This is a genomic window from Streptomyces sp. NPDC088354 (genome assembly GCF_044753585.1).
GTDB lineage: Bacteria > Actinomycetota > Actinomycetes > Streptomycetales > Streptomycetaceae > Actinacidiphila.
The window spans coordinates 1-25,533 of sequence record NZ_JBIVNJ010000024.1 but is presented as its reverse complement, the minus strand read 5'-3'; the positions used below and the strand labels follow the sequence as shown (position 1 = coordinate 25,533).

The window sequence follows — 25,533 nt, the reverse complement described above, 5'->3', positions numbered from 1 at the left end:
GTCACTCCGTGATGGTGCAGTGCGAGCCGAGGAACGGGCGCAGCTCCAGCCATTCGTGGATCGGCTCGCCCCCCGCTCCCGGGGCGGCGGACAGTTCCCCGGCCAGTTCGACGGCGCGCTCGTGGCTGTCGACGTCGATCACCGTCCAGCCGGCGATCAGGTCCTTGGTCTCGGCGAAGGGGCCGTCGGTGACCGGCGGGCGCCCCTCGCCGTCGTACCGCACCCAGGTCCCCTCGGGGGCGAGGGCCTGGCCGTCGACGTACTCACCGGACTTCACGAGCCGGGCCGCGAAGTCGTTCATGTACTGCACGTGTGCCGAGATCTCCTCCGGCGTCCACTGGTCCATGCGCACGTCGTTGACCGAGGCCGGGGCGCCCCGGTAGTGCTTGAGCAGCAGGTACTTGGCCATCGTGGTTCTCCTCGGTACTGGTGCGACCCATTGTGGCCGCGTTCGCCGCTGGGACGGAACCGGCCGCGGATTCTCGACACGGGACCGGCGGAGAAGCAGCCGCGCGGCCTCACTGCCCCGTTGGCCGCGGTTGCGGCAGCCGCAGTCCGGCGACGAGAAGCCCGACCAGCAGGCGCGGGTGGTAGCGGGGATCGTTCTCCGCGCCGATGCACAGGTTCCCGACACCGCGCATGAGCTGGTAGGCGTCCACGTCGGTGCGGATCTCGCCGGTGGCGGCCGCGGCGTCGACCAGCCGGGTGCACACGGGCACGAGCCGGTCGAGGAAGTACGCGTGCAGGGTCTGGAAGTCGGTGTTGTCGGACTGCAGCACGGCGGCGAGGCCGTGCTTGGTGACCAGGAAGTCGACAAAGAGATCGATCCACTGCGCCAGCGCGGCGTACGGGGCCGTACCGGCCGCGAGCAGGGCCGGACCGGCCTCGGCGCAGGCCTCCACCTGATGCCGGTAGACGGCGACGATGAGATCGGCCCGGGTGGGGAAGTGGCGGTAGATCGTGCCCGTCCCGACTCCGGCCCTGGCCGCGATGTCGCGCACCGGCGCTTCGACGCCCGCCGTGACGAAGATCGCGGCGGCCGCGTCGAGCAGCGTCTCCTTGTTGCGCCGGGCATCCGCCCGCTTGGGCCGGGCCGTGCGCCCCGGGCCCTCGTCGTCGTCGTGCACCGCGGCGTCCTTCCGCTCCCACTCGTGATTGCTAAACGGAACTCGGTTCCGTATCGTTAACGGAACCGGGTTCCGCTTGCTCATGATGTCAGAGCGGGGGGCCCACAACCAAGCCGCTCCAGAGGAGACACGGTCATGCAGTACCGCACCTTGGGCCGCACCGGTGTGCAGGTCGGCTCGCTCGCGCTCGGCGCGATGAACTTCGGCGCGATCGGACGCACCACACAGGACGAGGCCACCGCGATCGTCGACGCCGCCCTTGAGGGCGGCATCAACGTCATCGACACCGCCGACATGTACAGCGACGGCCAGTCGGAGGAGATGGTCGGCAAGGCCATCGCCGGCCGCCGGGACGACATCGTGCTGGCCACGAAGGCGGCCATGCCGATGGGCGACGAGCGCAACCACCGGGGCAGTTCACGCCGCTGGCTGGTCACCGAGCTCGACAACAGCCTGCGCCGCCTCGGCGTCGACCACGTCGATCTCTACCAGATCCACCGGTGGGACCCGACCACCAGCGACGAGGAGACGCTGTCGGCCCTGACCGACCTGCAACGCGCGGGGAAGATCCGCTACTTCGGCTCCTCGACCTTCCCGGCCCACCGTCTCGTGCAGGCGCAGTGGGCCGCCCGGGAGCACCGCTTGAGCCGTTACGTCACGGAGCAGCCCAGCTACTCGATCCTGCAGCGCGGCATCGAGGCCCACGTCCTGCCCGTGACGCAGGAGTACGGCCTCGGCGTGCTGGCGTGGAGCCCGTTGGCCTCGGGCTGGCTGTCGGGGGCGGTCCGTGAGGGCCGGGAGATCACCACCAGCCGTTCGGTGCTCCTCCCCCAGCGTTTCGACCTCACCGTGCCGTCCAACCGTGCCCGGCTCGACGCGGTGGAGCGGCTGGCCGCGGTCGCCGACGCGGCCGGTCTGACGATGATCCAGCTCGCACTCGGGTTCGTGACCGCGCACCCCGCCGTGACCAGCGCGATCATCGGGCCCCGCACGCTGGACCACCTGCACTCCCAGCTCGCCGCCGCGGACACCGTGCTCCCGGCCGACGTGCTCGACGCGATCGACGCGATCGTGCCGCCCGGCGTCGACCTCGCCCCGCACGAGAAGTTCGACACCCCGCCGGCCCTGCTCGACGCGTCGCTGCGGCGCCGCTGACCGCCCGGGCAGGCAAGGCGGCGCGCGGCGTCACCGCCGGCGGGCTCTCCACAGGCCGCCCGACCGCCGACGGAGCCGCCGCTTCGGCGGTACGCGGCGAGAAGTCCCGGCGTCGCGCCGCCCCGGCCGCCCGGACCGCCATGGATCGTCCGGCGACATCGCGGGCACCTTGCGCTCCGCCTGCGCCTGGATCTCGTAGTGCGCGTCGTGCGCCGTCACCTGGAACGCCTCCTCGTAGGAGGCCATGGCCGCCCGGACGGCCGAACCGGCGACGCCCCGGCGGCTGATCACCGTCGCCAGCCACATGAAGAGCCCCATGACCGCGGCCAGGCAGACCACGAGGAGCAGGTACGGCAGGAAAGGCCCCATGAGGCCCAGCGTATCCACGGCGCTCCGGGAGCGGGCGGGCTCCCTACACGCCACCGGCGTGGGGGGGGGGGGGCGGGGGGCGGCCCCCCCCCCCCCCCGGGGGGGGGCCGGCCCGGGGGGGCCCGCCCCGCACGCCGGGACGTGGGACGCCTGACGCCTGACTTCAGAATCGGACGTCGGACGTCGGAGTGGGGGTCAGACGAGGTCGAACCGGTCGAGCTCCATGACCTTGACCCACGCCGCGACGAAGTCGCCCACGAACTTCTCCTTCGCGTCGTCGCTCGCGTAGACCTCCGCCAGCGCGCGCAGCTCGGAGTTCGATCCGAAGACCAGGTCGGCGCGGCTGCCCGTCCACTTGACCTCGCCCGTGGCGGAGTCGCGGCCCTCGAAGGTGTTCGCGTCCTCCGACGTCGCCTTCCACACCGTGCCCATGTCGAGCAGGTTGACGAAGAAGTCGTTGGTCAGCGACCCGGGGGTCGTGGTGAGGACACCGAGGGAGGACTGCTGGTAGTTGGCGCCCAGGACGCGCAGGCCGCCGACCAGGACGGTCAGCTCGGGGGCGCTCAGGGTCAGCAGGTTGGCCCGGTCGATCAGCAGGTACTCGGCGGGCAGCCGGTTGCCCTTGCCGAGGTAGTTGCGGAAGCCGTCGGCCTTCGGCTCCAGAGCGGCGAACGACTCCGTGTCGGTCTGCTCCTGGGCGGCGTCCACACGCCCCGGCGTGAAGGGGACCTCGACGGCGAAGCCCGCCTCCTTGGCGGCCTGCTCGACGCCCACACCGCCGGCGAGGACGATCAGGTCGGCGAACGAGATCCCCTTGCCGTCGGTCCGGCCGGCGTTGAAGGACTGCTGGACGCCCTCCAGAGTGCGCAGGACCGTCGCGAGCTCGTCGGGCTCGTTGACCTCCCAGCCGCTCTGCGGCTGCAGGCGGATGCGTGCGCCGTTGGCACCGCCGCGCTTGTCGCTGCCGCGGAAGGACGAGGCCGACGCCCACGCGGTGGACACCAGCTGGGAGACCGACAGGCCCGAGTCGAGCACCAGGCTCTTGAGGGCGGCGACGTCCGCGGCGTCGACGAGGCCGTGGGTCGCGGCGGGCAGCGGGTCCTGCCACAGCAGGGTCTCACTGGGGACCTCGGGGCCGAGGTAGCGGACGACCGGGCCCATGTCACGGTGCGTCAGCTTGAACCAGGCGCGGGCGAAGGCGTCCGCGAACTCGGCGGGGTTCTCCAGGAAGCGGCGCGAGATCTGCTCGTAGGCCGGGTCGACGCGCAGCGACAGGTCGGTGGTCAGCATCGTCGGGGCGTGGGTCTTCGACGCGTCGTGGGCGTCGGGGACGGTGCCCGCGCCGGCTCCGTCCTTCGGCCGCCACTGGTGGGCGCCCGCGGGGCTCTGGAACAGCTCCCACTCGTAGCCGAAGAGGATCTCGAAGAAGCTGTTGTCCCAGGTGATCGGGGTGTTGGTCCAGATGCCCTCGAGACCGCTGGTGATCGCGTCACCACCCTTGCCGGTGCCGAAGCTGTTCTTCCAGCCGAGGCCCTGCTCCTCGATCGAGGCGGCCTCGGGGTCGGCGCCGACGCTGTCGGCCGGGCCCGCGCCGTGGGTCTTGCCGAAGGTGTGACCGCCCGCGATCAGGGCGACGGTCTCCTCGTCGTTCATCGCCATCCGGCGGAAGGTCTCACGGATGTCGCGGGCCGCGGCGAGCGGGTCCGGAGTGCCGTTGGGGCCCTCGGGGTTGACGTAGATCAGGCCCATCTGCACCGCGCCGAGGGGGTTCTCCAGCTCACGGTCGCCGGTGTAGCGCTCGTCGCCGAGCCACGTGGTCTCGGGGCCCCAGTAGACGTCCTCGTCGGGCTCCCAGACGTCCGCGCGGCCGCCGGCGAAGCCGAAGGTCTCGAAGCCCATCGACTCCAGGGCGACGTTGCCCGCGAGGATCATCAGGTCGGCCCACGAGAGGTTCTGGCCGTACTTCTTCTTGACCGGCCACAGCAGGCGGCGGGCCTTGTCGAGGTTGCCGTTGTCCGGCCAGCTGTTGAGGGGCGCGAAGCGCTGCTGCCCGGCACCGGCTCCACCGCGGCCGTCGCTGATGCGGTAGGTGCCCGCGCTGTGCCACGCCATGCGGATGATGAACGGGCCGTAGTGGCCGAAGTCGGCGGGCCACCAGTCCTGCGAGGTCGTCAGGACCTCGGCGATGTCGCGCTTCACCGCGGGAAGGTCCAGGCTCTGGAACGCCGCGGCGTAGTCGAAGTCGCCGCCGAGGGGGTTGGCCACGGCGGGGTTCTTGGCGAGGATCTTCAGGTTGAGCCGCTCCGGCCACCACTGGCGGTTGCCGCCGCCCTGCGTCGGGTGCGGCGCACGCCCGTGGGCGACGGGGCAGCCACCTCCGCCCTCCGTCTTGGCGTCGACGACGATGGCGTCATGGTTCTCAGACATGGGAATCCTTCCGGACCAGGCGGATCACGGTGCTCAGGCACTGCGGGCGGCAGGACAGCGGGGGCAGGGGGCCTCGCCGGTCGAACGACCGGGGCCGGTCGCGGCGTACGGGACGCGACGCGACGAGCACAAAGACGCCCTCAGCCACGGCTCGGCAGGACAACAGGGCCCGCTCCGGAGCCGGGAGGGCACGCCCGGGCCGGCACCGCGCGGTTCGCCTGCGGTGATCCCGTCACGTCCCTGTCTCCTGCCGTGCTGGAGGCTTCCAGTCCCTTGGCTATTGCCGGAACCGATCCTACGATGGACGCAGTCCAAGTCAAGAAGCGTGCCAACCCCAACGCCGTTCGCACCGGCACCAGGACGCCCCCTGGTAAATTTCGGGTATCCCAACGAACCTGAACAGGTGAACCGACATGAGTGACCTGCTGGAGCGACTGCGAGGACGCGGCTGGCGGATGACCTCCCAGCGGCGTGTCGTTGCCGAGGTCCTCGACGGCGACCACGTGCACCTCACGGCCGACGAGGTGCACGCCCGCGCGGCGCAGCGGCTGCCGGAGATCTCCCGGGCGACCGTGTACAACACCCTGGGCGAACTGGTCTCGCTCGGCGAGGTGATAGAGGTCGCCACGGACGGCCGCGCCAAGCGGTACGACCCGAATGCGCACCGGCCGCACCAGCACCTGGTGTGCTCCCACTGCGGCACCGTCCGCGACGTCCACCCGACCGGCGACCCACTGGCCGACCTGCCCGCGGAGGAACGGTTCGGCTTCACGGTGTCCGACGTCGAGGTCACCTACCGCGGACTCTGCCCGTCCTGCGCCTAGCCGGACCGATGTGAGCCCCGCTCAGGCCGAACGGCGCGCCCATGGCGCGCCGTTCGCGTTTCTCGCCGGGTCGCCTAGTAGTAGTGGCGACGGCCGCCGATGGCGTGGCCCAGGGCTCCCATCACCCAGAGCACGAGCCCGATGACCACGAGGATGATCCCGATGGTCCACAGGATCGAGATTCCCAGCAGGAACCCGACGATCAGCAGGATGACGCCGAGTACGATCATGATGCCCTCCGTTGGTCGATGTCACGACGCCCGGTTCCGCACGGCGCGATCGGCGTTCGCTCCCTGGCGCCACCGGCATTCGCCCGACTCCTGTGCACCTCCACGAGGTGCCTGTCCCGCCGTTCCGGCGTGCTGCGCGACCGTGCGGTCATCGAAATCACCTCATTCACCACATTTTGTTCCTATCGGGCGGCTACCCCCCTTCGTGCGGATCATCCCTTTTTCCGATGCGGATACTTCCCGAGGGCCACTGGTGCGGAGCGCGTCGGCGGTCCCCGGGTCCACGGCCGCCGGATTGGCCCTGGGCTGCGGCTTCACACTCCGCCTAGGCTCACGCTCATGCGGATTCGAATCGTCGACGCCTTCACCGACCTGCCCTTCGCGGGCAATCCCGCCGGCGTGCTGCTGCTGCCCGACGCGGACGCCTTCCCCGCGGACGCGTGGCTCCAGTCCGTCGCCGCGGAGCTGAACCTCTCCGAGACCGCCTTCGCGCACCCCACGCCCGGAGCCCCCGACGCCGACTGGGCGCTGCGCTGGTTCACCCCGGCGGCCGAGGTGAACATGTGCGGGCACGCCACACTGGCGACGGCCCACGCCCTGCACACCAGCGGGGCGGCCTCCGGCACCGTGCGGTTCAGCGCCCGGTGCGGGGTGCTGACGACGACCACGGGGGCGGACGGCACGACCACGATGGACTTCCCGACCGCGCCGCTGACGCCGGTCGAGGTGCCCGCGGGCGTCGCCCCGGCGATCGGCGCCGAGGTCCTGTCGGCCCTCGGGACCGGTGAGGACGTGGGCGACCTGCTGGTCGAGGTGGCCGACGAGAAGACGGTCCGGGCCCTCACCCCGGACCCGGCGAAGGTCGCCGCGCTGCCGTCGGGGCGGGGCCTGATCGTCACGGCGCGGGCCGAGTCGCCCGACACCGAGGGGTACGACTTCGTCTCGCGGTGCTTCTTCCCCGCCCTCGGTATCCCCGAGGACCCGGTCACGGGCAGCGCCCACACCGCCCTCGCCCCGTTCTGGGCGGCCCGGCTGGGCCGCGACGAGCTGACCGGACTGCAGGCCTCCGCCCGCGGCGGACGGGTACGAACGGCGCTCCGGGGCGACCGCGTGCTGCTCACCGGCCGGGCGGTGACGGTGGTCGACGGCGAGCTGCACGCGCGCCCCTGACCCACCGCGCGCTCACGCGGTGGGGAGCCAGCCGACCTTGCCCGCCAGCACCGCGTACCCGACGAACGCCACGATGTCGATGAGCGAGTGGGCCGCCACCAGCGGTCCCACCCGCCCCCATCGGCGGTAGAGCAGCACGAACACGACGCCCATCGCCATGTTGCCGAGCAGTCCGCCGATGCCCTGGTACAGGTGGTACGAGCCGCGCAGCACGCTGCTCGCGACCAGCGCCCCCATCGGCGTCCAGCCCAACTGGCCGAGCCGGCGCAGCAGATAGCCGACGACGATCACTTCTTCGAGCACGGCGTTCTGGATCGCGGAGGCGATGAGGACGGGGATCTTCCACCACACGTCCGGCAGGGACTCCGGCACGACCGTCAGGTTGGCCCCCGAGGCCCGGGCGCCCAGGTAGAACAGCAGCCCCGTGCCACCGATGACGGCCGCGACGGCCGCCCCGCGCAGCACGTCGGAACGCGGTCGCCGCAGGTCGAACCCGATCACCGGCATGCCCGTCCCCTCCCGCGCCAGCAGGTGGGCCACGAGGGCCACCGGGACCAGCGCGGTGGCGACGCCGAACAGCTGCCAGGCCAGGTCCAGCCACGGCCGCCCCGGCGCCTGCGTGCCCACCAAGGTGGCCGCCTGGTCCTTCAGCCCGCCGGGTTTGGTCACGGAGCCGATGAAGCTGATCAGCGCCGAGAGCGCGCTGGCGCCGAGCGACAGCGCGAGCACCAGCAAGGTCTCACTGCGCAGCGTGCGCCGCTCCAGTCCGCGGGCGCCGCCGCTCCCGGCGCCGCCCGCGTCGATCGTTCTGCCGTCCACAGAGCCCTCCACGCGCGCCATCCTGCCTCATCGGCCCGTCGGGCGACGCGTGCGGGGCGGCCTCAGGGTTCCACGGGCCACTCGTGGACGGGCGCCCCGTCCTGCATCAGCTCGCAGTAGCGCACGGTCATCGCGGCCAGCGCGCGCTGCCGGTCCAGTCCTCGGTCCAGTTCCCGGTGGAAGACGGCGGCCTGCCACTCGGCGCCGTTGGTACGCCGGCGGCAGCGGCCCTCGATGATCCCGAGGTAGTGGTCCCGGTCCACCGGGTCGATACCCCAGCCGTCCAGGCCGGCGGCGGCCATCGGCAGCAGTTCCTCCCGGACGAGTTCGACGACGGGCACCTCGATCGTCCCGCTGCCGCGCGACGACCTGGGCCAGCGCAGTACCGCCTCGATGCCGTGGCGGCAGGCCTCGTCGAAGTTGGACGCGGCGGCGGCGAACGGCAGCCGTGTCCAGACCGGGCGCGGCGCCTCCGCGAGGGCCCGCACCAGGCCGTAGTAGAAGGCGGTGTTGGCGACCACGTCGGCGACGGTCGGGCCGGCGGGCATCACCCGGTTCTCCACCCGCAGATGGGGGACGCCGTCGACGACCGCGTAGACCGGGCGGTTCCAGCGGTAGATCGTGCCGTTGTGCAGGGTGAGTTCCTTCAACTGCGGCACCCCGCCCTCGTCCAGGACGTGCAGCGGGTCCTCGTCCTCGCAGATCGGCAGCAGGGAGGGGAAGTAGCGCACGTTCTCGGCGAACAGATCGTAGGCGGAGTCGATCCAGCGCTCGCCGAACCAGGTCAACGGACGTACGCCCTGGGCGCGGTGCTCCTCGGGACGGGTGTCCGTCGCCTGCTGGAAGAGCGTCGGGCGGGTCTCCCGCCACAGCTCCCGGCCGAACAGGAACGGGGAGTTGGCGCCCAGCGCGACCTGCGGGCCGGCCACCACCTGCGCGGCGTTCCAGACCGCGGCGAAGCGGGCCGGGGTGACCTGCAGGTGCATCTGCATCGAGGTGCACGCCGCCTCGGGCGCGATGGAGCCGGACGTGCTCGTCAGACGTTCCACGCCGGCGATGTCGAGCGTGATGTCCTCGCCGCGGGCGGCCAGGATGCGGTCGTTGAGCAGGGTGTAGCGGTCGACGCGGGAGAGATTGGCGCCCACCAGGTCCTGCGCGCCGAGGGTGGGCAGGATTCCCACCATCACGATCTGGGCGCCGACCTCCCGGGCTTTTCTGTCGGCATATCCCAGTGCCATGCGCAACTCTTCGGCCAGGCGGTCCAGCACACGTCCGGAAAGCCGGTGCGGAGCGATGTTCACTTCGATGTTGAACTGTGCGAGCTCGGTCTGGAAATCACGGCTCGCGATGCGCTCGAGCACTTCCTCGTTCATCATGCGCGGCAGGCCGTCGCGGTCCGTCAGATTGAGTTCGATCTCCAGCCCCATGAGATTTCGGGGACGGTCGAACCGCTTCTCCTCCAGCAACCGCTCCAGCCCCAGCAGGCACTGCTTCAGCTTCCTGCGGTAGCGCTGGCGGTCGGAGAGGTCGAACCCGGTGGCTGCGACCTTTTCCCCCATCGAAGGTCCCTCCTCGCGTGGGCCGTGATCACATCATGCCCAGGGTTGAGATCGATAACGCCCCCTGTGACGCACGCGACCCGGTAAGCTGGCGGCAGCACCGTCTTCCGGCACATTCCCATGGCATGGAACATAATTCACTTGCCATCGGCCGGGCCCTCGTGAAAAACGCCGACGAGATTCGGCCGTCCGTGCCGACGGAAAATGCGCAGCTCGTCGGGCGGGAGACGGTTCGAATGCGGATCATTCGGCCGTTCAGGGTGACCTGGATCCGCCTTGCGGTTAATATCGCTGACGGCTAGGTGAAACACTGCCCGAACACACCTCGTATATCCTCTGTTCACAGGCAGAGCCTCCGCGATCCGCCGCGCGCCCGCGACGCTCCGGCCATGGGAAAGGGATCCGCATGCCCCCGCTGATTCCGCACGCCGCCACCCACCGGCGCCCCTTGTGCAGGGCCTGCCCTGGCCTGCTGTTTCACCGCTGACAGCGCTGTTAGCACCCCATCGAGCACCCGTGTCTCCCCATGAGAGGCCGCCCACCATGCCGCTGCAGGTAGCTCCAGCCCCCGCGCCCGCTCTGCGGAGCGTTCTCGCCGCACTCAGCTCGCCCACCGCCGTCCGCGAGGCCCGCACGCCCTCTCTGCGTTCCGCGACCGGGCTGCTCGTCGCCGAGCACCCGCTGCCTTTGCACGTGCTCGACCCCGTGATCGCCGGTTCCGGAGGGCTGCCGAGGGCACGGCTGACCGGCTGGCGCTTCCACATCCACTCGGGCGAGCGGAGCGAGGCGGCGGTCCCGCCGCCGGAGGGCCGGGGCCGGGTGGTCGCCGCCGGGGAGACCGTCCACACGCCGGACGGATGGGCGTTCTCGCACTTCTGCGAGGGCCCGTACCTGGCCTCGACCGAGCGCGCGTTGCTCCAGGCCGATGCCCTGGCCGCGTCCTACCAGCCGCACCTGCTCTCGGTGCCGGGCCTGTACATGCTGACCCTGTGGCTGCACGGTGACACCGGTGCCGACGCCGGAACGGCCCAACCGGCCGCCACGGACCTGCTGATCCCCCTCGCGCCGGCGCCTCCCGGGATCGCCGCCCACCGCGTGCACCGGCTCACCGACCTGGTGCCCGTGCTCACCCTGCGGCTGGCGCCCCCGCCTCTGCTCGGCACCACCGCTTGACGCTTCCTTCCCGGGGTGGTGCTCGTACGCCTCCGTGACCGACCGGTCACGGAGGCGTTGCATTGTCCGGGCAACCGCCCGCCAGAGTGAAAGCGTCACCAACTATCGAGGACAGCTCGCGCGAAATCCCTGCGGAAAACCGTCAGTAGAGCAACACTGGGACCGACCGACTGAACGGGGGAACGGCCATGACTGAGGTTCCTACCCAATCAAGCCGTATGTCACACCACTCGCAGCGAAAGACTTCGTCCATGTGCCCGCACCAGCCGCATTGCCCGTCCGCCGCCCACTCCGACCGCGAGGCCGCGCACATCGTCGCCAGCCACCCCGAGCAGGGGTGGAGCCTGCTGTGCAACGGCGTCCTGCTCTTCGAGGACACCGGCGAACTGCTCCCCGACGGACAGATCATCGCCCCCCACCGCCCGCTCGGCAGCGAGCACGTCGTCACGGCCGCATGACCCGCGGCACCGCCGACGCGGAGCCGCCGCGGAGGACGCGGAAACGACAAGGGGCCGACCCCGCCGACGAACAGCGGGGCCGACCCTTGTGAGTCCCCGGCCCGGTCCCGGGCCGGCGGTGACTAGTTGTCGTACTCGTCCAGCGGCGGGCAGGAGCAGACCAGGTTGCGGTCGCCGAAGGCGCCGTCGATGCGGCGCACCGGCGGCCAGTACTTGTCCGCGGCCGACACGCCCGCCGGGAACACCGCCTCTTCGCGCGTGTAGGAGTGCTTCCACTCCCCGCCCAGCGCCGCCGCCGTGTGCGGGGCGTTGCGCAGCGGGTTGTCGTCCTTGGGCCACGCCCCCGAGCCGACCCGCTCGATCTCCGCGCGGATGGCGATCATCGTGTCGCAGAAGCGGTCCAGCTCCGCGAGGTTCTCGCTCTCCGTCGGCTCGATCATCAGCGTCCCGGCGACCGGGAACGACATCGTCGGCGCGTGGAAGCCGTAGTCGATCAGGCGCTTGGCCACGTCGTCGACGGTGACGCCCGTCTCCTTGGTCAGTTCGCGCAGATCGATGATGCACTCGTGCGCGACCAGGCCGGCGGGGCCGGTGTAGAGCACCGGGTAGTGCGGCTCCAGGCGCTTGGCGATGTAGTTGGCGCCGAGCACCGCGACCTGGGTGGCGCGCTTCAGGCCCTCGCCGCCCATCAGGCGCACGTACGCCCACGAGATCGGCAGGATGCCGGCCGAGCCCCAGGGGGCGGCCGAGATCGGGCCCACACCGGTCTCCGGACCGGCCTCGGGCTGCAGCGGGTGGTTCGGCAGGTACGGCGCGAGGTGTGCGCGGACCGCGACCGGACCGACGCCGGGGCCGCCGCCGCCGTGCGGGATGCAGAAGGTCTTGTGCAGGTTCAGGTGCGAGACGTCGCCGCCGAAGTGACCGGGCTTGGCCAGGCCGACCAGGGCATTGAGGTTGGCGCCGTCGACGTAGACCTGGCCGCCGGCGTCGTGGACGGTCGCGCAGATGTCCCCGATGTGCTCCTCGAAGACACCGTGCGTGGACGGGTAGGTGACCATGAGCACGGCGAGTTCGTCGCGGTGCTGCTCGATCTTGGCCCGCAGGTCCTCGACGTCGACCTCGCCGTCACCGGCGGTCTTGACGACGACGACCTTCATGCCGGCCATCACGGCGCTGGCGGCGTTGGTGCCGTGCGCGGAGGACGGGATGAGGCAGACGGTGCGCTGGGTGTCGCCGTTGGCGCGGTGGTACGCGCGGACGGCCAGCAGGCCGGCCAGCTCGCCCTGGGAACCGGCGTTGGGCTGCAGGCTCACCTTGTCGTAGCCGGTGACCTCGGCGAGACGCTCCTCCAGCTCACGGATGAGCGTGAGGTAGCCCTCGGCCTGCTCGGCGGGGGCGAAGGGGTGCAGCGCGCCGAACTCGGGCCAGGTGACCGGCTCCATCTCGGTGGTCGCGTTCAGCTTCATCGTGCAGGAACCGAGCGGGATCATGCCGCGGTCCAGCGCGTAGTCGCGGTCGGCGAGGCGGCGCAGGTAGCGCAGCATCGCGGTCTCCGAGCGGTGCTGGTGGAAGACCGGGTGGGTCAGGTAGTCCACCTCGCGCACCAGCCCGGCGGGCAGCGCGTCCTCGGTGGAAGCGTCCAGGCGCTCGATGTCGGCGCTGTCGCCGGTGACGCCGAAGGCACCCCACACGGCGGCCAGGTCGGCGCGGCCGGTGGTCTCGTCGCAGGCGATCCCGACCAGGTCGGCGTCGACCTGGCGCAGGTTGACGCCGGCCTCACGTGCGGCGGCCACGACCTCGGCGGCCCGTCCGGGCACGCGGGCGGTGACGGTGTCGAAGAAGGCGCCGGTGGTCACCTCGACGCCGCCGGCGCGCAGACCGGAGGCGAGGACGGCCGCGTAGCGGTGGGTGCGGCGGGCGATCTGCGCCAGGCCGTCCGGGCCGTGGTAGACCGCGTACATGCCCGCCATCACGGCGAGCAGCACCTGGGCGGTGCAGATGTTGCTGGTGGCCTTCTCGCGGCGGATGTGCTGCTCACGGGTCTGCAGCGCCAGGCGGTAGGCCTTGTCGCCGTCGGCGTCGACGGACACGCCGACCAGGCGGCCGGGCAGGCTGCGGGCGTACGCCTCGCGGACGGCCATGTAGCCGGCGTGCGGCCCGCCGAAGCCCATCGGCACGCCGAAGCGCTGGGTGGTGCCGACGGCGATGTCGGCGCCGAGCTCGCCCGGGGAGGTGAGCAGCGTCAGGGCGAGCAGGTCTGCGGCGACGGTGACGATCGCGCCCAGCCCGTGGGCCTGCTCGATGACGGGCTTGAGGTCGCGCACGGCACCGGAGGCGCCGGGGTACTGGAGCAGCACACCGAAGACGCCGCGCTCGGCGATCTCCGCGGGGATGCCGTCGGTGAGGTCCGCGACGACGACCTCGACGCCCGTGGGCTCGGCGCGGGTCTCGATCACGGCGACGGTCTGCGGGAAGGTCTCGGCGTCGATCAGGAAGACGCCCTGCTTGACCTTGCCGACCCGGCGGGCCAGGGCCATCGCCTCGGCGGCCGCGGTGCCCTCGTCGAGCAGCGAGGCACCCGAGGTGGGCAGACCGGTCAGGTCCGCGACGACCGTCTGGAAGTTGAGGAGGGCCTCGAGGCGGCCCTGGGAGATCTCGGGCTGGTACGGGGTGTACGCCGTGTACCAGGCGGGGTTCTCCATGACGTTGCGCAGGATGACCGGCGGGGTGAAGGTGCCGTGGTACCCCAGGCCGATCATGGGCCGCAGCACCTGGTTGCGGTCGGCGAGCGCGCGCAGTTCGGACAGCACCTCGGGCTCGGTGCGCGCGGCCGGCAGGCCCAGGGCCTCGGCGCTCTTGATGGTGTCCGGTACGGCTGCGGCGGTGAGCTCGTCCAGCGAACCGTAGCCGACCTGCGCGAGCATCTTGGCCTGCGCGGCGGCATCGGGCCCGATGTGGCGCTGCTCGAACGGGATGCCGCGCTCCAGCTCGGTGAGAGGGATGCGGTGGGCGGTCATCTGCGGAGGCCTCCTGGTCTGGCGCGACACGGCCTCCCCCTCTGTCATCTGAACCTGAGAGTTTCACCGTCCCGCGAGCAGGACGGCTTTCACCGTCGGTGAGGAACGGGCCGCCACGAACGGGCTGCCCTTCCTGCTTTCCAGAGTGACCTCACCCATGCGGTACGGATGCCTGAGAGATTCCGGGGAGGGTTTGCTCCTTCGGCGCCCGGCGGCCGGTGCCTCGCACCGCCAGGACTCTCCCGCATGGGGTCGCCAGCCACTGCCAGCCTACCAGCGGCTTCGGTTGAAGAGTCATGTGACAGCGGACACCTTTCGTGCCTAAATAGGAGTAATCGCGACCAGTTGGAGGGACCGTGCAGACCGGTATCGATCCGCGGAGCCTGATCGGGCGCAGGGCCTTCGACCGCAACGGAATGAAGATCGGCACAGTCGACGAGGTGTACCTGGACGACGCCACCGGCGAGCCCGAGTGGGCCGCGGTGCGCACCGGACTGTTCAGTCGTGACGCCTTCGTCCCCCTGGAACCGAGCGAGTTCGGCGAGGACGGGCTGCGTGTCCCGTTCGACAAGGCATTGATCAAGGACGCGCCGGACTTCGGGGTGGGCCGGCACCTCTCCCCGGAGCAGGAGCTGCAGCTCTACCACCACTACGGGATGAACGGGCCTGGCGCCGTCCCGGGGACGGACGACGAGCCGCCGCCGGACCGGGACTTCGGCAAGCTGGCCGGCGACGGCTGACCGTCCCGCACCGGTCCCTGCGGCCCCGCGACGGCGCTCACCCGCTCACCGGCTCACCCGCTCACCCGCTCACCCGCTCACCCGCTCCCGCATAACACCAGCGGCAGCGGCTCGGACGGCTCCAGGTCGGGGTCGGTGACCGCGAACGTCCGCACCCGCCCCGGTACCGCCGACAGGGGCTCCTCGAAGCGCACGGTCACCCGGCCGACACCGCTGCCCTGCACCCACCCGGCGCCGTACTCGGTGTGCCGTACGTCCTGACCGGGCGTCCAGCGCCGTTCTGCGGCGTCCGGCGCCGACGCGGCACCGGCGGACCGTCCCGCGTCCTCGTCCGCCTCGGCGGAGTCCCCGGCGTCGGGGGCCGCCTCCTCGCGCTCAGCCGCCTGGGCGAACAGGTCCTCCTGCGTGAAATCCGCCAGGCCCGCCACACCGACGCCGAGCAGCCGCACGCCTCCCGTGATGTCGACCGCCTCCAGCAGCCGCTCCGCCGTCTCCCGCACGACGGTGAGGTCGTCGGTCGGGGCGCGCAGCGTCTCGGACCGGGTGAGCGTCGTGAAGTCGTACCGACGGACCTTCAGCACGACGGTGCGCCCCGAGCGCCCCGCCGCGCGCAGCCGCCGCACACAGCGGTCGGCGAGCCGGTCCACTTCCAGGCGCACCCGGATGCGGTCGGTGAGGTCGACGTCGAAGGTGTCCTCGACGGAGATCGACTTGTGCTCGCGGTCGGGGACCACGGGCCGTTCGTCCACGCCCAGGGCCATGCCGTGCACATGCGCGCCGTGCGCCTTGCCCAGCAGGCGTACGAGTTCGGCCTCGCCCGCCTCCACCACGTCCCCGACGGTGGTGATGCCGCCCCTTCTCAGGTGCTCGGCCGTGGCGGGTCCCACACCGGGCAGGGTGCGTACCTGCAGGGGAGCCAGCAGCCCGCGCTCGGTGCCGGGCTCGATGACCACCATGCCGTCCGGCTTGGCCTGCTCGGAGGCGATCTTGGCGAGCAGCTTGGACCCGGCGAGCCCGACCGAGCCCGTGAGCCCCGTGGCCGCCCTGATGTCGGCCCGCAGCCGCTCCCCCACCCGCCGCGGCTCGTCCGCGAGGCCGCCGGCCTCCAGGTCGACAAAGGCCTCGTCCAGGCTCAACGGCTCCACCAGCGGGGACAGCCGGGCCAGGATGTCCATGACGACATCGCTGACCTGCCGGTACACCGCGAAGCGCGGCACGAGGTACGCGGCGTTGGGGCACAGCCGGCGGGCGTACGCCATCGCCATCGCCGAATGGACGCCGTGCACACGGGCCTCGTACGAGGCGGTCGCCACCACGCCCCGCGGCCCCAGCCCGCCGACGATGACCGGCTTGCCCCGCAGACTCGGCTTCGCGGCCTGCTCGACGGCGGCGAAGAACGCGTCCATGTCCAGATGGAGGATGGTCGGCGCGCTTCTCACGTCATCGATGGTGCCCTACGGCACCGACAGCCGCCGTACGCCCGTACGGCGGACGGGTGGCGCCGGCCCTGCCGGGAGGGCGGGTCAGACCGCGCGATTGCGGCGCCGGGCGAGTTCGTCACCGGGGTTGTGGCCGACCAGGGTCTCGCCGGTGTCGACCCGCTCGCCGTGCAGCTGCGCCAGCCCGCTCTCCACGTCGCGCCACACGACGCCGACCGCGATCCCGAAGATGCCCTGGCCGCCCTGGAGCAGGTCCACGACCTCGTCCGGCGAGGTGCACTCGTAGACGGTGGCGCCGTCGCTCATCAGCGTCATCCGGGCCAGCTCGGCAGGGCTGGTGGAACGCAGGTGCTGCACCGCGGTGCGGATGTTCTGCAGGGCCACCCCCGTGTCCAGCAGCCGCTTGACGATCTTGAGTACGACGACGTCCTTGAAGCTGTACAGCCGCTGGGTGCCGGAGCCGTAGGCCGGGCGGATGCTGGGCTCCACGAGTCCGGTACGGGCCCAGTAGTCGAGTTGGCGGTAGGTGATCCCGGTCGCCGCGCAGGCCGTGGGCCCGCGGTAGCCGACGCTCTCGACCGTCGCTTCCGGCTCCTGACCGGAGATCTCACCCGCGCCCCCGCCGGAGGCCACGGCCGCGTTGCGGGCCAGGGCCGCGCGCATCGGGTACGGGCCGCCAGCGGCCATACCGTCGCCGGTGCTTCTCACGCCGACCTCCCGTCCCTTCGCACCCCTGAGGGCACGCGCACGTGCCATCGGGACTTTCCATCTCGACGGTAGGCAGTCACTCCGGGTGCGTCAACGATCGCCACGCTCGGCACGCCGAGTGATATCAACCCCTGGAGTGGTTTCCCGTATCCGCTCAGGGGGTACGGCTCGTCGAATGGTCTGCGCCGGACCTCACTGGCTGCTGGTTCCGAAGTCCTCTGGCGAGATCTGATCGAGGAATTCGCGGAACTTCTCGACCTCGTCCTCCTGCTCGTCGGGGATGGCGATGCCCGCGTCGTCCAGCACACCGTCGCTCCCGTAGATGGGGGTTCCGGTCCGCAGGGCGAGCGCTATGGCATCGGAGGGACGGGCGCTCACCTCCACGCCGCTGGCGAACACCAGCTCGGCGTAGAAGACGCCCTCGCGCAGGTCGGTGATCCGGACCTCGGTCAGACTCTGGCCGACGGCCTCGAGCACGTCCTTGAAAAGATCATGGGTCAGCGGCCGCGCGGGCGTCATGCCCTGCTGCGCGAAAGCGATGGCGGTGGCCTCCCCCGGCCCGATCCAGATGGGCAGGTAGCGGTCGCCTCCCACTTCCCGCAGGAGCACAATCGGCTGGTTGGAGGGCATTTCGACCCGGACACCCACGACGTCGAGCTCGTTCACACAGCAACCCTAGGACGTGCCCGGCAGGTTTGGGTAGTCGGGACGTGCCCGGCCGGTCACCGGCCGGGCCCCGTCCCGGTCACTCAGCGTCAGAAGAGCCGGATCCTGAGGGCCGACTGGACCAGCGCGGCGTGCAGGCGCACCGACAGGGCCGCCAGCTCCTTGGCGGTCGCCTCCGCGTGCGTCCTGGTCTGCGGATTGCGGTGCAGGCGCAGCGGGGCGACGACCTGCTCCACCAGGCCCGCCTCGCGTTCCGCGGCGGCCTTCACAGCGCGTAGGTGGCGCGGCTCCAGTCCGAACCGTCCCAGATCCGCCACAAGCTTGGCGATGTTCACCGTTTCGGCGTCATAGTCGCCGTCCGAACCGGCCTCCACCAGCCCGTACGCCTCCCACTGCGCCAGCTCGGCGTCGTCGGCGCCCGTGGCGGCCATCAGCTCGTCCCGGCCGATCCGCGGCCTCAGGCCGGCATCCGGTTCGATGGCACCGGCCTCCAGCAGCTCCCGAGGCTCCGCGGGAGCGGGCAGCGGCAGCGGCTCGCCCCGGTCCAGGGCGTCCAGGTGCTCGCGGATCACTTTCAGCGGAAGATAGTGGTCCCGCTGCATCCGCAGCACGTGACCGAGCCGCTCGACGTCCCCGACCGAGAACTTCCGGTAGCCGGACGGCGTGCGGTGCGGTTCCACCAGCCCCTCCGCCTCCAGGAAGCGGATCTTGGAGATGGTGACCTCGGGGAACTCCTCACGCAAGTCGTTGAGCACCGCTCCGATGCTCAGCGGTCTGTCCTCCGCGGTGGCGGTGCCGTTGCCGGCACCGCCCGACGGTGTACGAAGCATGAACCTTCCCTCGCGGGGTCAGGCGCCCCACTGGCTCGCGTAGAAGACCAGCCGGTACTTGCCGATCTGAACCTCGTCACCACTGGCCAGGGTCACCGAGTCGATGCGCTCCCGGTTGACGTACGTGCCGTTGAGGCTGCCGACGTCGGCGACCGTGAAGCTGCCGTCCTGGCCCCGCCGGAACTCGACGTGACGGCGGGAGACGGTGACGTCGTCCAGGAAGATGTCACCCTCCGGGTGGCGCCCGGCCGTCGTCAGCTCACCGTCCAGCAGGAAGCGGCTTCCCGAGTTGGGACCGCGACGCACGACCAGCAACGCCGAGCCCGGGGGCAGCGCGTCGACCGCCGCCTGGGCCTCCGGGGACAGCGCGGGAAGCACGGTCTGCCCGGTGACCTCGGCCTCGTAGGCCTCCAGGCCGGAGATCGAGATCGTGGACGTGGTCTCGGAGGCACGTTCCGACGGCACTCCGGCACGCAGCGGCGCGCCACAGTTGGAGCAGAAGCGGCTCGCTTCCGCGTTCTGGAAACCGCACCGCGTACAGACCGGCAAGGACCCTCCACCCGTGCTAGAGCCTGATGGTTGCTCGAAACCTATGCGCCCCGATGCGGCAGGGTCAACAGAAACCGCACCATGACCGCCCGAAATGTCGCCACCCGGAGCAGCGCCCTGATCCCGGAACAGCGGGCGCTCCTCGCCCATGGACTCATCTTGCGCGTGCCGCGGCGCCCGGTGACGTGCCGTAGGGCTGTCACCGGCCGGACGCGCACTCTTGCCGAACCACTTACCGAACAACTTCACGGGCGATTCCCCTTGAACGACACAGACCCGCCCGTGGGGCAGGACGAACCCTCAGTCACGACCAACACACAGTTTCCCTCACGCACCACCCCAACGGTGCGGCGACCCCCCGCAATCTGATGCCCTCCCCCGCGCACCCCCACTCGTGCCCGGCTCACCGGGATGACGACTGAGCGTAGTCAGGCTGCTCCGGCGGCCGCAAGGCATCCACGACGATCTTCTGCGAACGCGTCACATCGACCGTGGCCTGCTCCTTCTCCAAAGTCTGTACCACGCCTCCCGGGATGTTCAGCGCGGGTTCGAGATCCTGTGGATTACCGATGACCTTGAAGCGGTAGGGCCGGTCGACCTTGTGGCCGTCGATCTCCACGGCACCGTCGGCACCCTGCGTGAAGTACGTGTCGGCGACCACCCGGACGTCGTTGATCTGGATCGCCTCGGCCCCGGCGGCCCGCAGTTCCTGCAACGTGTCGAGCAGCATGTCGGACTCGACCCCGCCCTTGGGGTCGGTGATCGTCAGCGTGATGCCCGGGCCCCGCGCCGCGACCGTGCCTGCCAGCACGCCGAGTTGGGCGGCCTTCTGCTCGGTCTGCTTGCGGGCCTCCTCGGCCTGGTTGGAGCTGTTCTCCAGCTCCCGGCGCTGGTCCTCCAGGCGCTGCTTCTCGTCCTCGAGCCGCTGCGTGCGGTTGTCGAGTTCGTCCAGGATCCGCACCAGGTCCTCCTGGCGGGCGCCGCGCAGCGCGCTGGTGTCGCTGGTCGAACGCACCTGGATCGCCAGACCCAGCCCGAGCACGAACAGCAGCAGCGCGACGATGAGCTGCGCGCGGCTGGCCCGCGGCGGCCACAGGCCGGCCTTCAGCCGCTGGCGGCCGGTCGACACGGCGGTGGACGGCGCGGGCGCGTGCTCGTGGGGTACCGGCGGCGTGGGGTCGGGCTCGGGAGCGGGCTCAGCATCGGGCAGGGGCGCCGACGAGGCCTCGGGGGACCGCCCCGACTCCGGTGCGGGCGGCGCCGTTTCGGGCTCCCCGGGGCCGCCGGCCGGCGCGGCCGCGGGCGGCTGCTGCGGGGACGCGGGGCCCGCCGGGCGCTCCGGGGTGCCGTCGGGCGCTCCTTCGGGCAGGCCGGACTCCGGCCCGGGCACCGGCTCCTGCGGTTCCCGGCCGTTCTCGTCGTTCTGGCCGTGCTCGTCGGTCATCGTGCTGTCACGCCCGGAAGACATGGCGGCGGATGGCCGCCGCGTTGGAGAAGATGCGGATGCCGAGGACGACCACCACACCCGTGGAGAGCTGAGCCCCGACCCCCAGCTTGTCACCGAGGAACACGATCAGGGCCGCCACCACGACGTTGGACAGGAACGAGACGACGAAGACCTTGTCGTCGAAGATCCCGTCGAGCATGGCACGCAGACCGCCGAAGACGGCGTCGAGCGCGGCCACCACGGCGATGGGCAGGTAGGGCTCGACCACCGTCGGCACCACGGGGCGGACCACGAGGCCCACCACCACTCCAACGATCAGGCCCAGTACGGCGATCAATTCGTGCCCTTCCCAGTTCCGTTTGCGTCCGGCGAACCGGCCGAGGGGACCGGCGTCGCATAGCGGATGATCAGACTCGGCGCCGCCGGCAGACTCAGCTTCTCCTCCTGGGAGATGCTCACGCGGATCCCGTAGTTCTCGTGCAGGACGTGAAGATACTGTCCGTCCGCACTGTCCTGGAAAGACGTACTGAGGTGCTGCGGGTTCCCGATCGCCGAAATCGTGTAGGGCGGCACCAGGGGCCTGTTGTCCACCAGTATGGCGTCTCCGGCGGCGCGGATCGCCGACAGGGCGGTGAGCCGCTGCCCGTTGACCGCGATCGCCTCCGCTCCCGACGCCCACAGGCCGTTGACGACCCGCTGCATGTCGCGGTCGCGGACCCGTCCCGTGTCCGAGAAGCCACTGGTGGTCCGCGGATTGCCGCCGCCGCCCGACGACGCCTCCTTGGCGTCGTCGATCTCGACGTTGATGCCCGGCCCGGTCACCGGCGTCGCACCCGCCAGCAGCGCCACCTGCTCGGCACCGCCGCCGCCCTGCGCCTTGAGCGCCTCACGCTGCCGCGCCGCCACGTCGTCGCGCAGCGTGTCCACGTTGCCCTGCAGTTCGTCGGCGGCGGCCGTCTCCGACTGGATGCGGTCGATGAGCTTCTGCCGCTCCTTGGCCAGGGTCGGCGCGGCGACCTGCGTCTGCGCCGCTCCCACGGTGACCACGACGGCGGCGAGCACCAGCCCGAACGCGAGCACCAGTTTGCCGCGCAGGGACCCCGGCAGCCGGGAGGTGCCGGTCTCGCCCCTGCGTGCTGCGGCCTCGGCGTATCCGTCGTCGAGGCTGTGCTCCATGACGTTGGTCAGCAGCGACATGGAGGCATCGGGGCGCCGGTTCACCGCCCTGTCACTGGGGCTGCTCCGATCGGAGTGCTGCTGCGGCATGCCGCACATCGTCGCACGTCGCCGCCTCCCACCTCGAACGGGCCCCTCCCGGCGCGCCGTTGCGCGCGCCGGGAGGAGCCCGTGAGCCGTACGCGGAGCGTGATCAGCGGCCGGCGCTGTCCACGATCGCGGACCATTCGTCGAGCAGGGCCTGCGCGGACGCGTCGTCCGGGCCCTCCGCCCACACATGGGTGACCGCCTCGGACGGGTCGGGCAGCACCATCACCCAGCGTCCGTCGGACTCGACCACGCGCACCCCGTCCGTGGTGTCGACGGAGCGGTCCCCCGCCTCCTCCACGACGCGGCGCATGACCAGGCCCTTGACCGCCCATGGCGTCGCCAGGTCCCGCTTGAGGACATGGGCGCGCGGGATGCGGGCGTCGATCTGGCTCAGGGTGAGCTGGGTACGGGCCACCAGCCCGATCAGCCGCACGAACGCGGCGGAGGCGTCGAAGACACTGCTGAACTCGGGGATGATGAAGCCGCCCTTGCCGTCCCCACCGAAGATCGTCGACTCCTGGCGGCCGACCCGGGTCAGGTCGTCGGGCGACGTCGTCGTCCACTCCACCTGTGTGCCGTGGTAGGCGGCCACCTGCTCGGCGATGCGCGTCGTGGTCACCGGCAGTGCCACCCGACCGCTGCGGCGCTCCGCGGCGACCAGGTCGAGCATGACCAGCAGCGCGCGGTCGTCCTCGATGATCTTGCCGCGCTCGTCCACCAGCGAGAGCCGCTCGCCGACCGGGTCGAACCGCACGCCGAACGCCGCGCGCGAGGAGGCCACGATCTCCCCGAGCCGCACCAGTCCCGCCCGGCGGGCGTCGGAGGTCTCGGTGGGCCGTGCCTCGTTCAGGCCCGGATTGATGGTGAGGGAGTCCACGCCGAGCCGGCCGAGCAGGCTCGGCAGAACCAGGCCCGCGCTGCCGTTGGCGGCGTCCACGACCACCTTCAGGCCCGCCTCGGCGATGCCGGAGGTGTCCACGGCCCGCAGCAGCGCACCGGTGTAGGAGTCGAAGACGCTCGACGGGAAGTTGAGGTCCCCGATCTCGCCCGGGAAGGCGCGGCGGTACTCCTGGCGCGCGAAGACCCGGTCCAGCTTCCGCTGGCCCGCGGCCGACAGGTCCGCGCCCCGCTCGTCGAAGAACATGATGTCGACCGAGTCCGGGATCCCCGGGCTGGTACGGATCATGATGCCGCCTGCGCTGCCCCGCGCGGTCTGCTGACGCGCCACGGGCATCGGCACGTTCTCCAGGTCCCGCACGTCGATGGCGCTGGCCTGCAGCGCCGAGATCACCGCCCGCTTCAGCGCACGCGCGCCGCGGGAGTGGTCGCGGGCCGTCGTGACGGTCGAGCCCTTCTTGAGCGTCGTCGCGTACGCGCCCGCCAGCCGTACCGCCAGCTCCGGGGTGATCTCGACGTTCAGGATGCCGGAGACGCCGCGCGCGCCGAAGAGATTGGCCTGCCCGCGGGACTCCCAGATGACCGAGGTGTTGACGAAGGCGCCGGCCTCGATCGTCTTGAACGGGTAGACACGGACGTTGCCCGCGATGATCGACTCCTCGCCGATCAGGCACTCGTCGCCGATGACCGCGCCGTCGTCGATCCGCGCCGCCCGCATGACGTCGGTGTTCTTGCCGATGACGCAGCCGCGCAGATTCGTCTGGGGGCCGATGTACACGTTGTCGTGCACGACGGCCTTGTGCAAAAAGGCACCGGACTTGACGACCACGTTGGAGCCGACCACGGAGTGCTCGCGGATCTCGGTGCCCGCCTCGACCTTCGCGTAGTCGCCGATGAACAGCGGCCCGCGCAGCACCGCGTCCGGGTGGACCTCGGCGCCCTCGGCGACCCAGACTCCGGGCGAGATCTCGAAGCCCTCCATGTCGACGTCGACCTTGCCCTCGAGCACATCGGCCTGGGCCTTGATGTAGCTCTCGTGCGTGCCGACGTCCTCCCAGTACCCCTCGGCGATGTAGCCGTAGATCGGCTTGCCTTCCTTCATCAACTGGGGGAAGACGTCGCCGGACCAGTCGACGGAGACATCGGCCTCGACGTAGTCGAAGACTTCGGGCTCCATGACGTAGATACCGGTGTTCACCGTGTCCGAGAAGACCTGGCCCCAGGTCGGCTTCTCGAGGAAGCGCTCGACCTTCCCTTCCTCGTCGACGATGGTGATGCCGAATTCCAGGGGATTGGGCACCCGGGTCAGGCAGACCGTGACCAGTGCGCCCTTTTCCTTGTGGAAATTGATGAGCTCGGTCAGGTCGAAGTCGGTGAGCGCGTCACCTGAGATGACCAGGAACGAATCGTCCTTGAGCGCGTCCTCGGCGTTCTTGACGCTACCGGCGGTACCGAGCGGCTTCTCCTCGTTCGCGTAGGTGAGCTCCATGCCGAGCTCCTCACCGTCGCCGAAGTAGTTCTTGACGAGTGAGGCGAGGAACTGCACGGTCACCACGGTCTCGGTCAGACCATGCCGCTTGAGCAGCTTGAGCACATGCTGCATGATCGGCTGATTCACGACCGGCAGCAGCGGCTTGGGCATGCTCGAGGTCATCGGGCGAAGGCGTGTGCCCTCGCCGCCGGCCATCACGACGGCCTTCATGTCGGAAGCGTCCTCCTTGAAGAGACGACTGGCTTGCCGACGTCACCCGCTCTCTCGACCTCGGAGGACCGGACCCCCGAGGTCCTGCGGACCCCTGGTCACACGTCGGGTACCCGGCGGGAGGCCAGTCCTGCCGGGGATCGCGGGCTCAATCGGCCGTGGCGTCCGCTCTCACGAGTCGGCGGACCTGGACCACGTACAAGATTCCTGCCCACCAGTAGAGGGTTGTACCCCATCCGGCGAACGCCCATCCGAAAATAGCAGCGAGTGTGTTCAGCCACCCGTCACCGTCGCTGAGCAGCAACAGCGGGAAGGCGTACATGAGGTTGAACGTCGCCGCCTTGCCCATGAAGTTGACCTGCGGCGGGCCCCAGCCGCGCCGCCTCATGACCAGGATCATCACCCCGAGGACGACGTCCCGGGCCACCAGGATGGCCGTCAGCCACCAGGGGAGGATGCCGCGCCACGTCAGGCCGACGAGCGTCGACACGATGTACAGCCGGTCCGCCGCCGGGTCCAGCACCCTGCCGAGGTTGCTGATCTGGTTCCAGCGGCGCGCGAGCTTGCCGTCGAGGTAGTCGCTGATGCCGCTCAGGGCCAGGACGAGGAGGGCCCAGCCGTCGGCCTTCGGGCCGCCGAACTCCGGCCACAGGATCAGCCACAGGAAAACCGGCACGCCGAGCAGTCGTGCCATGCTCAGGATGTTGGGGATCGTCAGGACCCGATCCGTCTGCACCCGTGTCTCCTGGACCTCCACCGGGGGCCCCTCCTACTTGCTTGTACGTACGCGCCGAATGATTCCACCCGACCCTACCCCAGGGCATAAAAAAGCCTGTCCCCGGGGATCGTGATCGATCTCCGGGGACAGGCTGAAGAATTGTTCGGCGGCGTCCTACTCTCCCACAGGGTCCCCCCTGCAGTACCATCGGCGCTGAAAGGCTTAGCTTCCGGGTTCGAAATG

General features: G+C 70.8%; 24 protein-coding genes, 1 rRNA gene, 1 pseudogene and 1 riboswitch. Of the genes and pseudogenes, 6 read left to right on the top strand and 20 right to left on the bottom strand.

Going from position 1 to position 25,533, the window contains the following annotated elements; genetic code table 11:
- Position 1: 1 nt before the first annotated feature.
- Positions 2-409: a YciI family protein gene (locus tag ACIP98_RS28315; RefSeq protein ID WP_319663109.1), complete on the bottom strand. Its 408-nt coding sequence runs from the start codon at positions 407-409 to the stop codon at positions 2-4.
- A gap of 109 nt (positions 410-518) precedes the next feature.
- The gene (locus ACIP98_RS28310) at positions 519-1,127 is read right to left on the bottom strand and encodes a TetR/AcrR family transcriptional regulator (RefSeq protein WP_319663108.1); all 609 of its coding nucleotides are present in this window, start codon (positions 1,125-1,127) and stop codon (positions 519-521) included.
- Between the two features lie 135 nt (positions 1,128-1,262).
- On the opposite strand from ACIP98_RS28310, the gene ACIP98_RS28305 reads away from it, so the two are divergent.
- Positions 1,263-2,282 (top strand): aldo/keto reductase, encoded by a 1,020-nt coding sequence (locus tag ACIP98_RS28305; RefSeq protein ID WP_319663107.1) that lies wholly within the window; start codon positions 1,263-1,265, stop codon positions 2,280-2,282.
- Positions 2,283-2,312: 30 nt separating this feature from the next.
- Here the strand turns inward: ACIP98_RS28305 and ACIP98_RS28300 are convergent, their stop codons facing one another.
- Both ACIP98_RS28300 and katG read right to left on the bottom strand, forming a co-directional pair.
- Positions 2,313-2,651, bottom strand: coding sequence for a hypothetical protein (locus ACIP98_RS28300; RefSeq protein ID WP_401978582.1), 339 nt, complete (start codon positions 2,649-2,651; stop codon positions 2,313-2,315).
- Between the two features lie 195 nt (positions 2,652-2,846).
- Positions 2,847-5,078 carry a catalase/peroxidase HPI gene (katG, locus tag ACIP98_RS28295; protein WP_319663105.1) on the bottom strand — a complete coding sequence of 744 codons (2,232 nt, stop codon included), beginning with the start codon at positions 5,076-5,078 and terminating at the stop codon, positions 2,847-2,849.
- A 413-nt stretch (positions 5,079-5,491) separates the two neighbouring features.
- Between katG and ACIP98_RS28290 the strand changes: the two genes are divergently transcribed.
- Positions 5,492-5,902 carry a Fur family transcriptional regulator gene (locus ACIP98_RS28290; protein ID WP_319663104.1) on the top strand — a complete coding sequence of 137 codons (411 nt, stop codon included), beginning with the start codon at positions 5,492-5,494 and terminating at the stop codon, positions 5,900-5,902.
- A gap of 74 nt (positions 5,903-5,976) precedes the next feature.
- Here the strand turns inward: ACIP98_RS28290 and ACIP98_RS28285 are convergent, their stop codons facing one another.
- On the bottom strand, positions 5,977-6,132 hold the full coding sequence (locus ACIP98_RS28285) for a DUF6131 family protein (RefSeq protein WP_319663103.1): 156 nt from the start codon (positions 6,130-6,132) through the stop codon (positions 5,977-5,979).
- Positions 6,133-6,471: 339 nt separating this feature from the next.
- On the opposite strand from ACIP98_RS28285, the gene ACIP98_RS28280 reads away from it, so the two are divergent.
- Positions 6,472-7,302: a PhzF family phenazine biosynthesis protein gene (locus tag ACIP98_RS28280; RefSeq protein ID WP_319663102.1), complete on the top strand. Its 831-nt coding sequence runs from the start codon at positions 6,472-6,474 to the stop codon at positions 7,300-7,302.
- A gap of 12 nt (positions 7,303-7,314) precedes the next feature.
- On the opposite strand, the gene ACIP98_RS28275 is transcribed toward ACIP98_RS28280, so the two are convergent.
- Both ACIP98_RS28275 and ACIP98_RS28270 read right to left on the bottom strand, forming a co-directional pair.
- On the bottom strand, positions 7,315-8,142 hold the full coding sequence (locus ACIP98_RS28275) for a CPBP family intramembrane glutamic endopeptidase (protein WP_319663101.1): 828 nt from the start codon (positions 8,140-8,142) through the stop codon (positions 7,315-7,317).
- Positions 8,143-8,183: 41 nt separating this feature from the next.
- Entirely contained in the window at positions 8,184-9,680 is a 1,497-nt protein-coding gene (locus tag ACIP98_RS28270; RefSeq protein ID WP_319663099.1) for a glutamate--cysteine ligase, read from the bottom strand.
- A gap of 543 nt (positions 9,681-10,223) precedes the next feature.
- Between ACIP98_RS28270 and ACIP98_RS28265 the strand changes: the two genes are divergently transcribed.
- Positions 10,224-10,853 carry a hypothetical protein gene (locus ACIP98_RS28265; protein WP_319663098.1) on the top strand — a complete coding sequence of 210 codons (630 nt, stop codon included), beginning with the start codon at positions 10,224-10,226 and terminating at the stop codon, positions 10,851-10,853.
- Positions 10,854-11,104: 251 nt separating this feature from the next.
- Entirely contained in the window at positions 11,105-11,311 is a 207-nt protein-coding gene (locus ACIP98_RS28260; RefSeq protein WP_401978579.1) for a DUF5999 family protein, read from the top strand.
- A gap of 122 nt (positions 11,312-11,433) precedes the next feature.
- Here ACIP98_RS28260 and gcvP read toward each other — a convergent pair whose 3' ends face one another.
- On the bottom strand, positions 11,434-14,328 hold the full coding sequence (gene gcvP / locus ACIP98_RS28255; protein WP_319663096.1) for an aminomethyl-transferring glycine dehydrogenase: 2,895 nt from the start codon (positions 14,326-14,328) through the stop codon (positions 11,434-11,436).
- Between the two features lie 150 nt (positions 14,329-14,478).
- Positions 14,479-14,583: riboswitch (glycine riboswitch) on the bottom strand.
- 101 nt (positions 14,584-14,684) lie between these two features.
- Here gcvP and ACIP98_RS28250 point away from each other — a divergent pair.
- Positions 14,685-15,068: a PRC-barrel domain-containing protein gene (locus ACIP98_RS28250; RefSeq protein ID WP_319663094.1), complete on the top strand. Its 384-nt coding sequence runs from the start codon at positions 14,685-14,687 to the stop codon at positions 15,066-15,068.
- Between the two features lie 77 nt (positions 15,069-15,145).
- Here the strand turns inward: ACIP98_RS28250 and ACIP98_RS28245 are convergent, their stop codons facing one another.
- The 12 genes and pseudogenes from ACIP98_RS28245 to rrf form a co-directional block, all read right to left on the bottom strand.
- Positions 15,146-16,507 carry a DNA polymerase IV gene (locus ACIP98_RS28245; protein ID WP_401978577.1) on the bottom strand — a complete coding sequence of 454 codons (1,362 nt, stop codon included), beginning with the start codon at positions 16,505-16,507 and terminating at the stop codon, positions 15,146-15,148.
- Between the two features lie 84 nt (positions 16,508-16,591).
- Positions 16,592-17,215: a MerR family transcriptional regulator gene (locus tag ACIP98_RS28240; RefSeq protein WP_319663092.1), complete on the bottom strand. Its 624-nt coding sequence runs from the start codon at positions 17,213-17,215 to the stop codon at positions 16,592-16,594.
- A gap of 192 nt (positions 17,216-17,407) precedes the next feature.
- Entirely contained in the window at positions 17,408-17,881 is a 474-nt protein-coding gene (locus tag ACIP98_RS28235) for a bifunctional nuclease family protein (protein WP_319663091.1), read from the bottom strand.
- A gap of 89 nt (positions 17,882-17,970) precedes the next feature.
- A complete protein-coding gene (locus tag ACIP98_RS28230) occupies positions 17,971-18,711 on the bottom strand; it encodes a MerR family transcriptional regulator (RefSeq protein WP_319663090.1) in 741 nt (246 codons plus the stop codon).
- Between the two features lie 18 nt (positions 18,712-18,729).
- The gene (locus ACIP98_RS28225) at positions 18,730-19,176 is read right to left on the bottom strand and encodes an FHA domain-containing protein (RefSeq protein WP_319663261.1); all 447 of its coding nucleotides are present in this window, start codon (positions 19,174-19,176) and stop codon (positions 18,730-18,732) included.
- 39 nt (positions 19,177-19,215) lie between these two features.
- Positions 19,216-19,410, bottom strand: a pseudogene (locus ACIP98_RS28220) (hypothetical protein); the annotation flags it as partial.
- A 253-nt stretch (positions 19,411-19,663) separates the two neighbouring features.
- Complete coding sequence (locus ACIP98_RS28215) at positions 19,664-20,704, bottom strand: DUF881 domain-containing protein (protein ID WP_401978575.1); 1,041 nt, start codon at positions 20,702-20,704, stop codon at positions 19,664-19,666.
- A 7-nt stretch (positions 20,705-20,711) separates the two neighbouring features.
- On the bottom strand, positions 20,712-21,044 hold the full coding sequence (locus ACIP98_RS28210) for a small basic family protein (RefSeq protein ID WP_003984969.1): 333 nt from the start codon (positions 21,042-21,044) through the stop codon (positions 20,712-20,714).
- The gene (locus tag ACIP98_RS28205; protein WP_319663086.1) at positions 21,041-21,982 is read right to left on the bottom strand and encodes a DUF881 domain-containing protein; all 942 of its coding nucleotides are present in this window, start codon (positions 21,980-21,982) and stop codon (positions 21,041-21,043) included. The genes ACIP98_RS28210 and ACIP98_RS28205 overlap by 4 nt, the downstream gene beginning before the upstream one ends.
- A 94-nt stretch (positions 21,983-22,076) precedes the next feature.
- Positions 22,077-24,572, bottom strand: a complete 2,496-nt coding sequence (locus ACIP98_RS28200) for a mannose-1-phosphate guanyltransferase (protein ID WP_319663085.1) — start codon at positions 24,570-24,572, stop codon at positions 22,077-22,079.
- A gap of 148 nt (positions 24,573-24,720) precedes the next feature.
- The gene (locus tag ACIP98_RS28195; protein WP_319663084.1) at positions 24,721-25,329 is read right to left on the bottom strand and encodes a CDP-alcohol phosphatidyltransferase family protein; all 609 of its coding nucleotides are present in this window, start codon (positions 25,327-25,329) and stop codon (positions 24,721-24,723) included.
- 122 nt (positions 25,330-25,451) lie between these two features.
- Positions 25,452-25,533: ribosomal RNA gene (rrf, locus tag ACIP98_RS28190) — 5S ribosomal RNA — on the bottom strand; the annotation flags it as partial.

What these genes read in the sequence shown, in the direction of transcription:
- ACIP98_RS28215 (WP_401978575.1), bottom strand. Translation starts at nt 20,704, where the DNA reads ATGACCGACGAGCACGGCCAGAACGACGAGAACGGCCGGGAACCGCAG.
- ACIP98_RS28205 (WP_319663086.1), bottom strand. Translation starts at nt 21,982, where the DNA reads ATGTGCGGCATGCCGCAGCAGCACTCCGATCGGAGCAGCCCCAGTGAC.
- gcvP (WP_319663096.1), bottom strand. Translation starts at nt 14,328, where the DNA reads ATGACCGCCCACCGCATCCCTCTCACCGAGCTGGAGCGCGGCATCCCG.
- ACIP98_RS28300 (WP_401978582.1), bottom strand. Translation starts at nt 2,651, where the DNA reads ATGGGGCCTTTCCTGCCGTACCTGCTCCTCGTGGTCTGCCTGGCCGCG.
- ACIP98_RS28275 (WP_319663101.1), bottom strand. Translation starts at nt 8,142, where the DNA reads ATGGCGCGCGTGGAGGGCTCTGTGGACGGCAGAACGATCGACGCGGGC.
- ACIP98_RS28200 (WP_319663085.1), bottom strand. Translation starts at nt 24,572, where the DNA reads ATGAAGGCCGTCGTGATGGCCGGCGGCGAGGGCACACGCCTTCGCCCG.
- ACIP98_RS28315 (WP_319663109.1), bottom strand. Translation starts at nt 409, where the DNA reads ATGGCCAAGTACCTGCTGCTCAAGCACTACCGGGGCGCCCCGGCCTCG.
- ACIP98_RS28285 (WP_319663103.1), bottom strand. Translation starts at nt 6,132, where the DNA reads ATGATCGTACTCGGCGTCATCCTGCTGATCGTCGGGTTCCTGCTGGGA.
- ACIP98_RS28305 (WP_319663107.1), top strand. Translation starts at nt 1,263, where the DNA reads ATGCAGTACCGCACCTTGGGCCGCACCGGTGTGCAGGTCGGCTCGCTC.
- ACIP98_RS28260 (WP_401978579.1), top strand. Translation starts at nt 11,105, where the DNA reads ATGTGCCCGCACCAGCCGCATTGCCCGTCCGCCGCCCACTCCGACCGC.
- ACIP98_RS28265 (WP_319663098.1), top strand. Translation starts at nt 10,224, where the DNA reads ATGCCGCTGCAGGTAGCTCCAGCCCCCGCGCCCGCTCTGCGGAGCGTT.
- ACIP98_RS28270 (WP_319663099.1), bottom strand. Translation starts at nt 9,680, where the DNA reads ATGGGGGAAAAGGTCGCAGCCACCGGGTTCGACCTCTCCGACCGCCAG.
- ACIP98_RS28230 (WP_319663090.1), bottom strand. Translation starts at nt 18,711, where the DNA reads ATGCTTCGTACACCGTCGGGCGGTGCCGGCAACGGCACCGCCACCGCG.
- ACIP98_RS28290 (WP_319663104.1), top strand. Translation starts at nt 5,492, where the DNA reads ATGAGTGACCTGCTGGAGCGACTGCGAGGACGCGGCTGGCGGATGACC.
- ACIP98_RS28280 (WP_319663102.1), top strand. Translation starts at nt 6,472, where the DNA reads ATGCGGATTCGAATCGTCGACGCCTTCACCGACCTGCCCTTCGCGGGC.
- katG (WP_319663105.1), bottom strand. Translation starts at nt 5,078, where the DNA reads ATGTCTGAGAACCATGACGCCATCGTCGTCGACGCCAAGACGGAGGGC.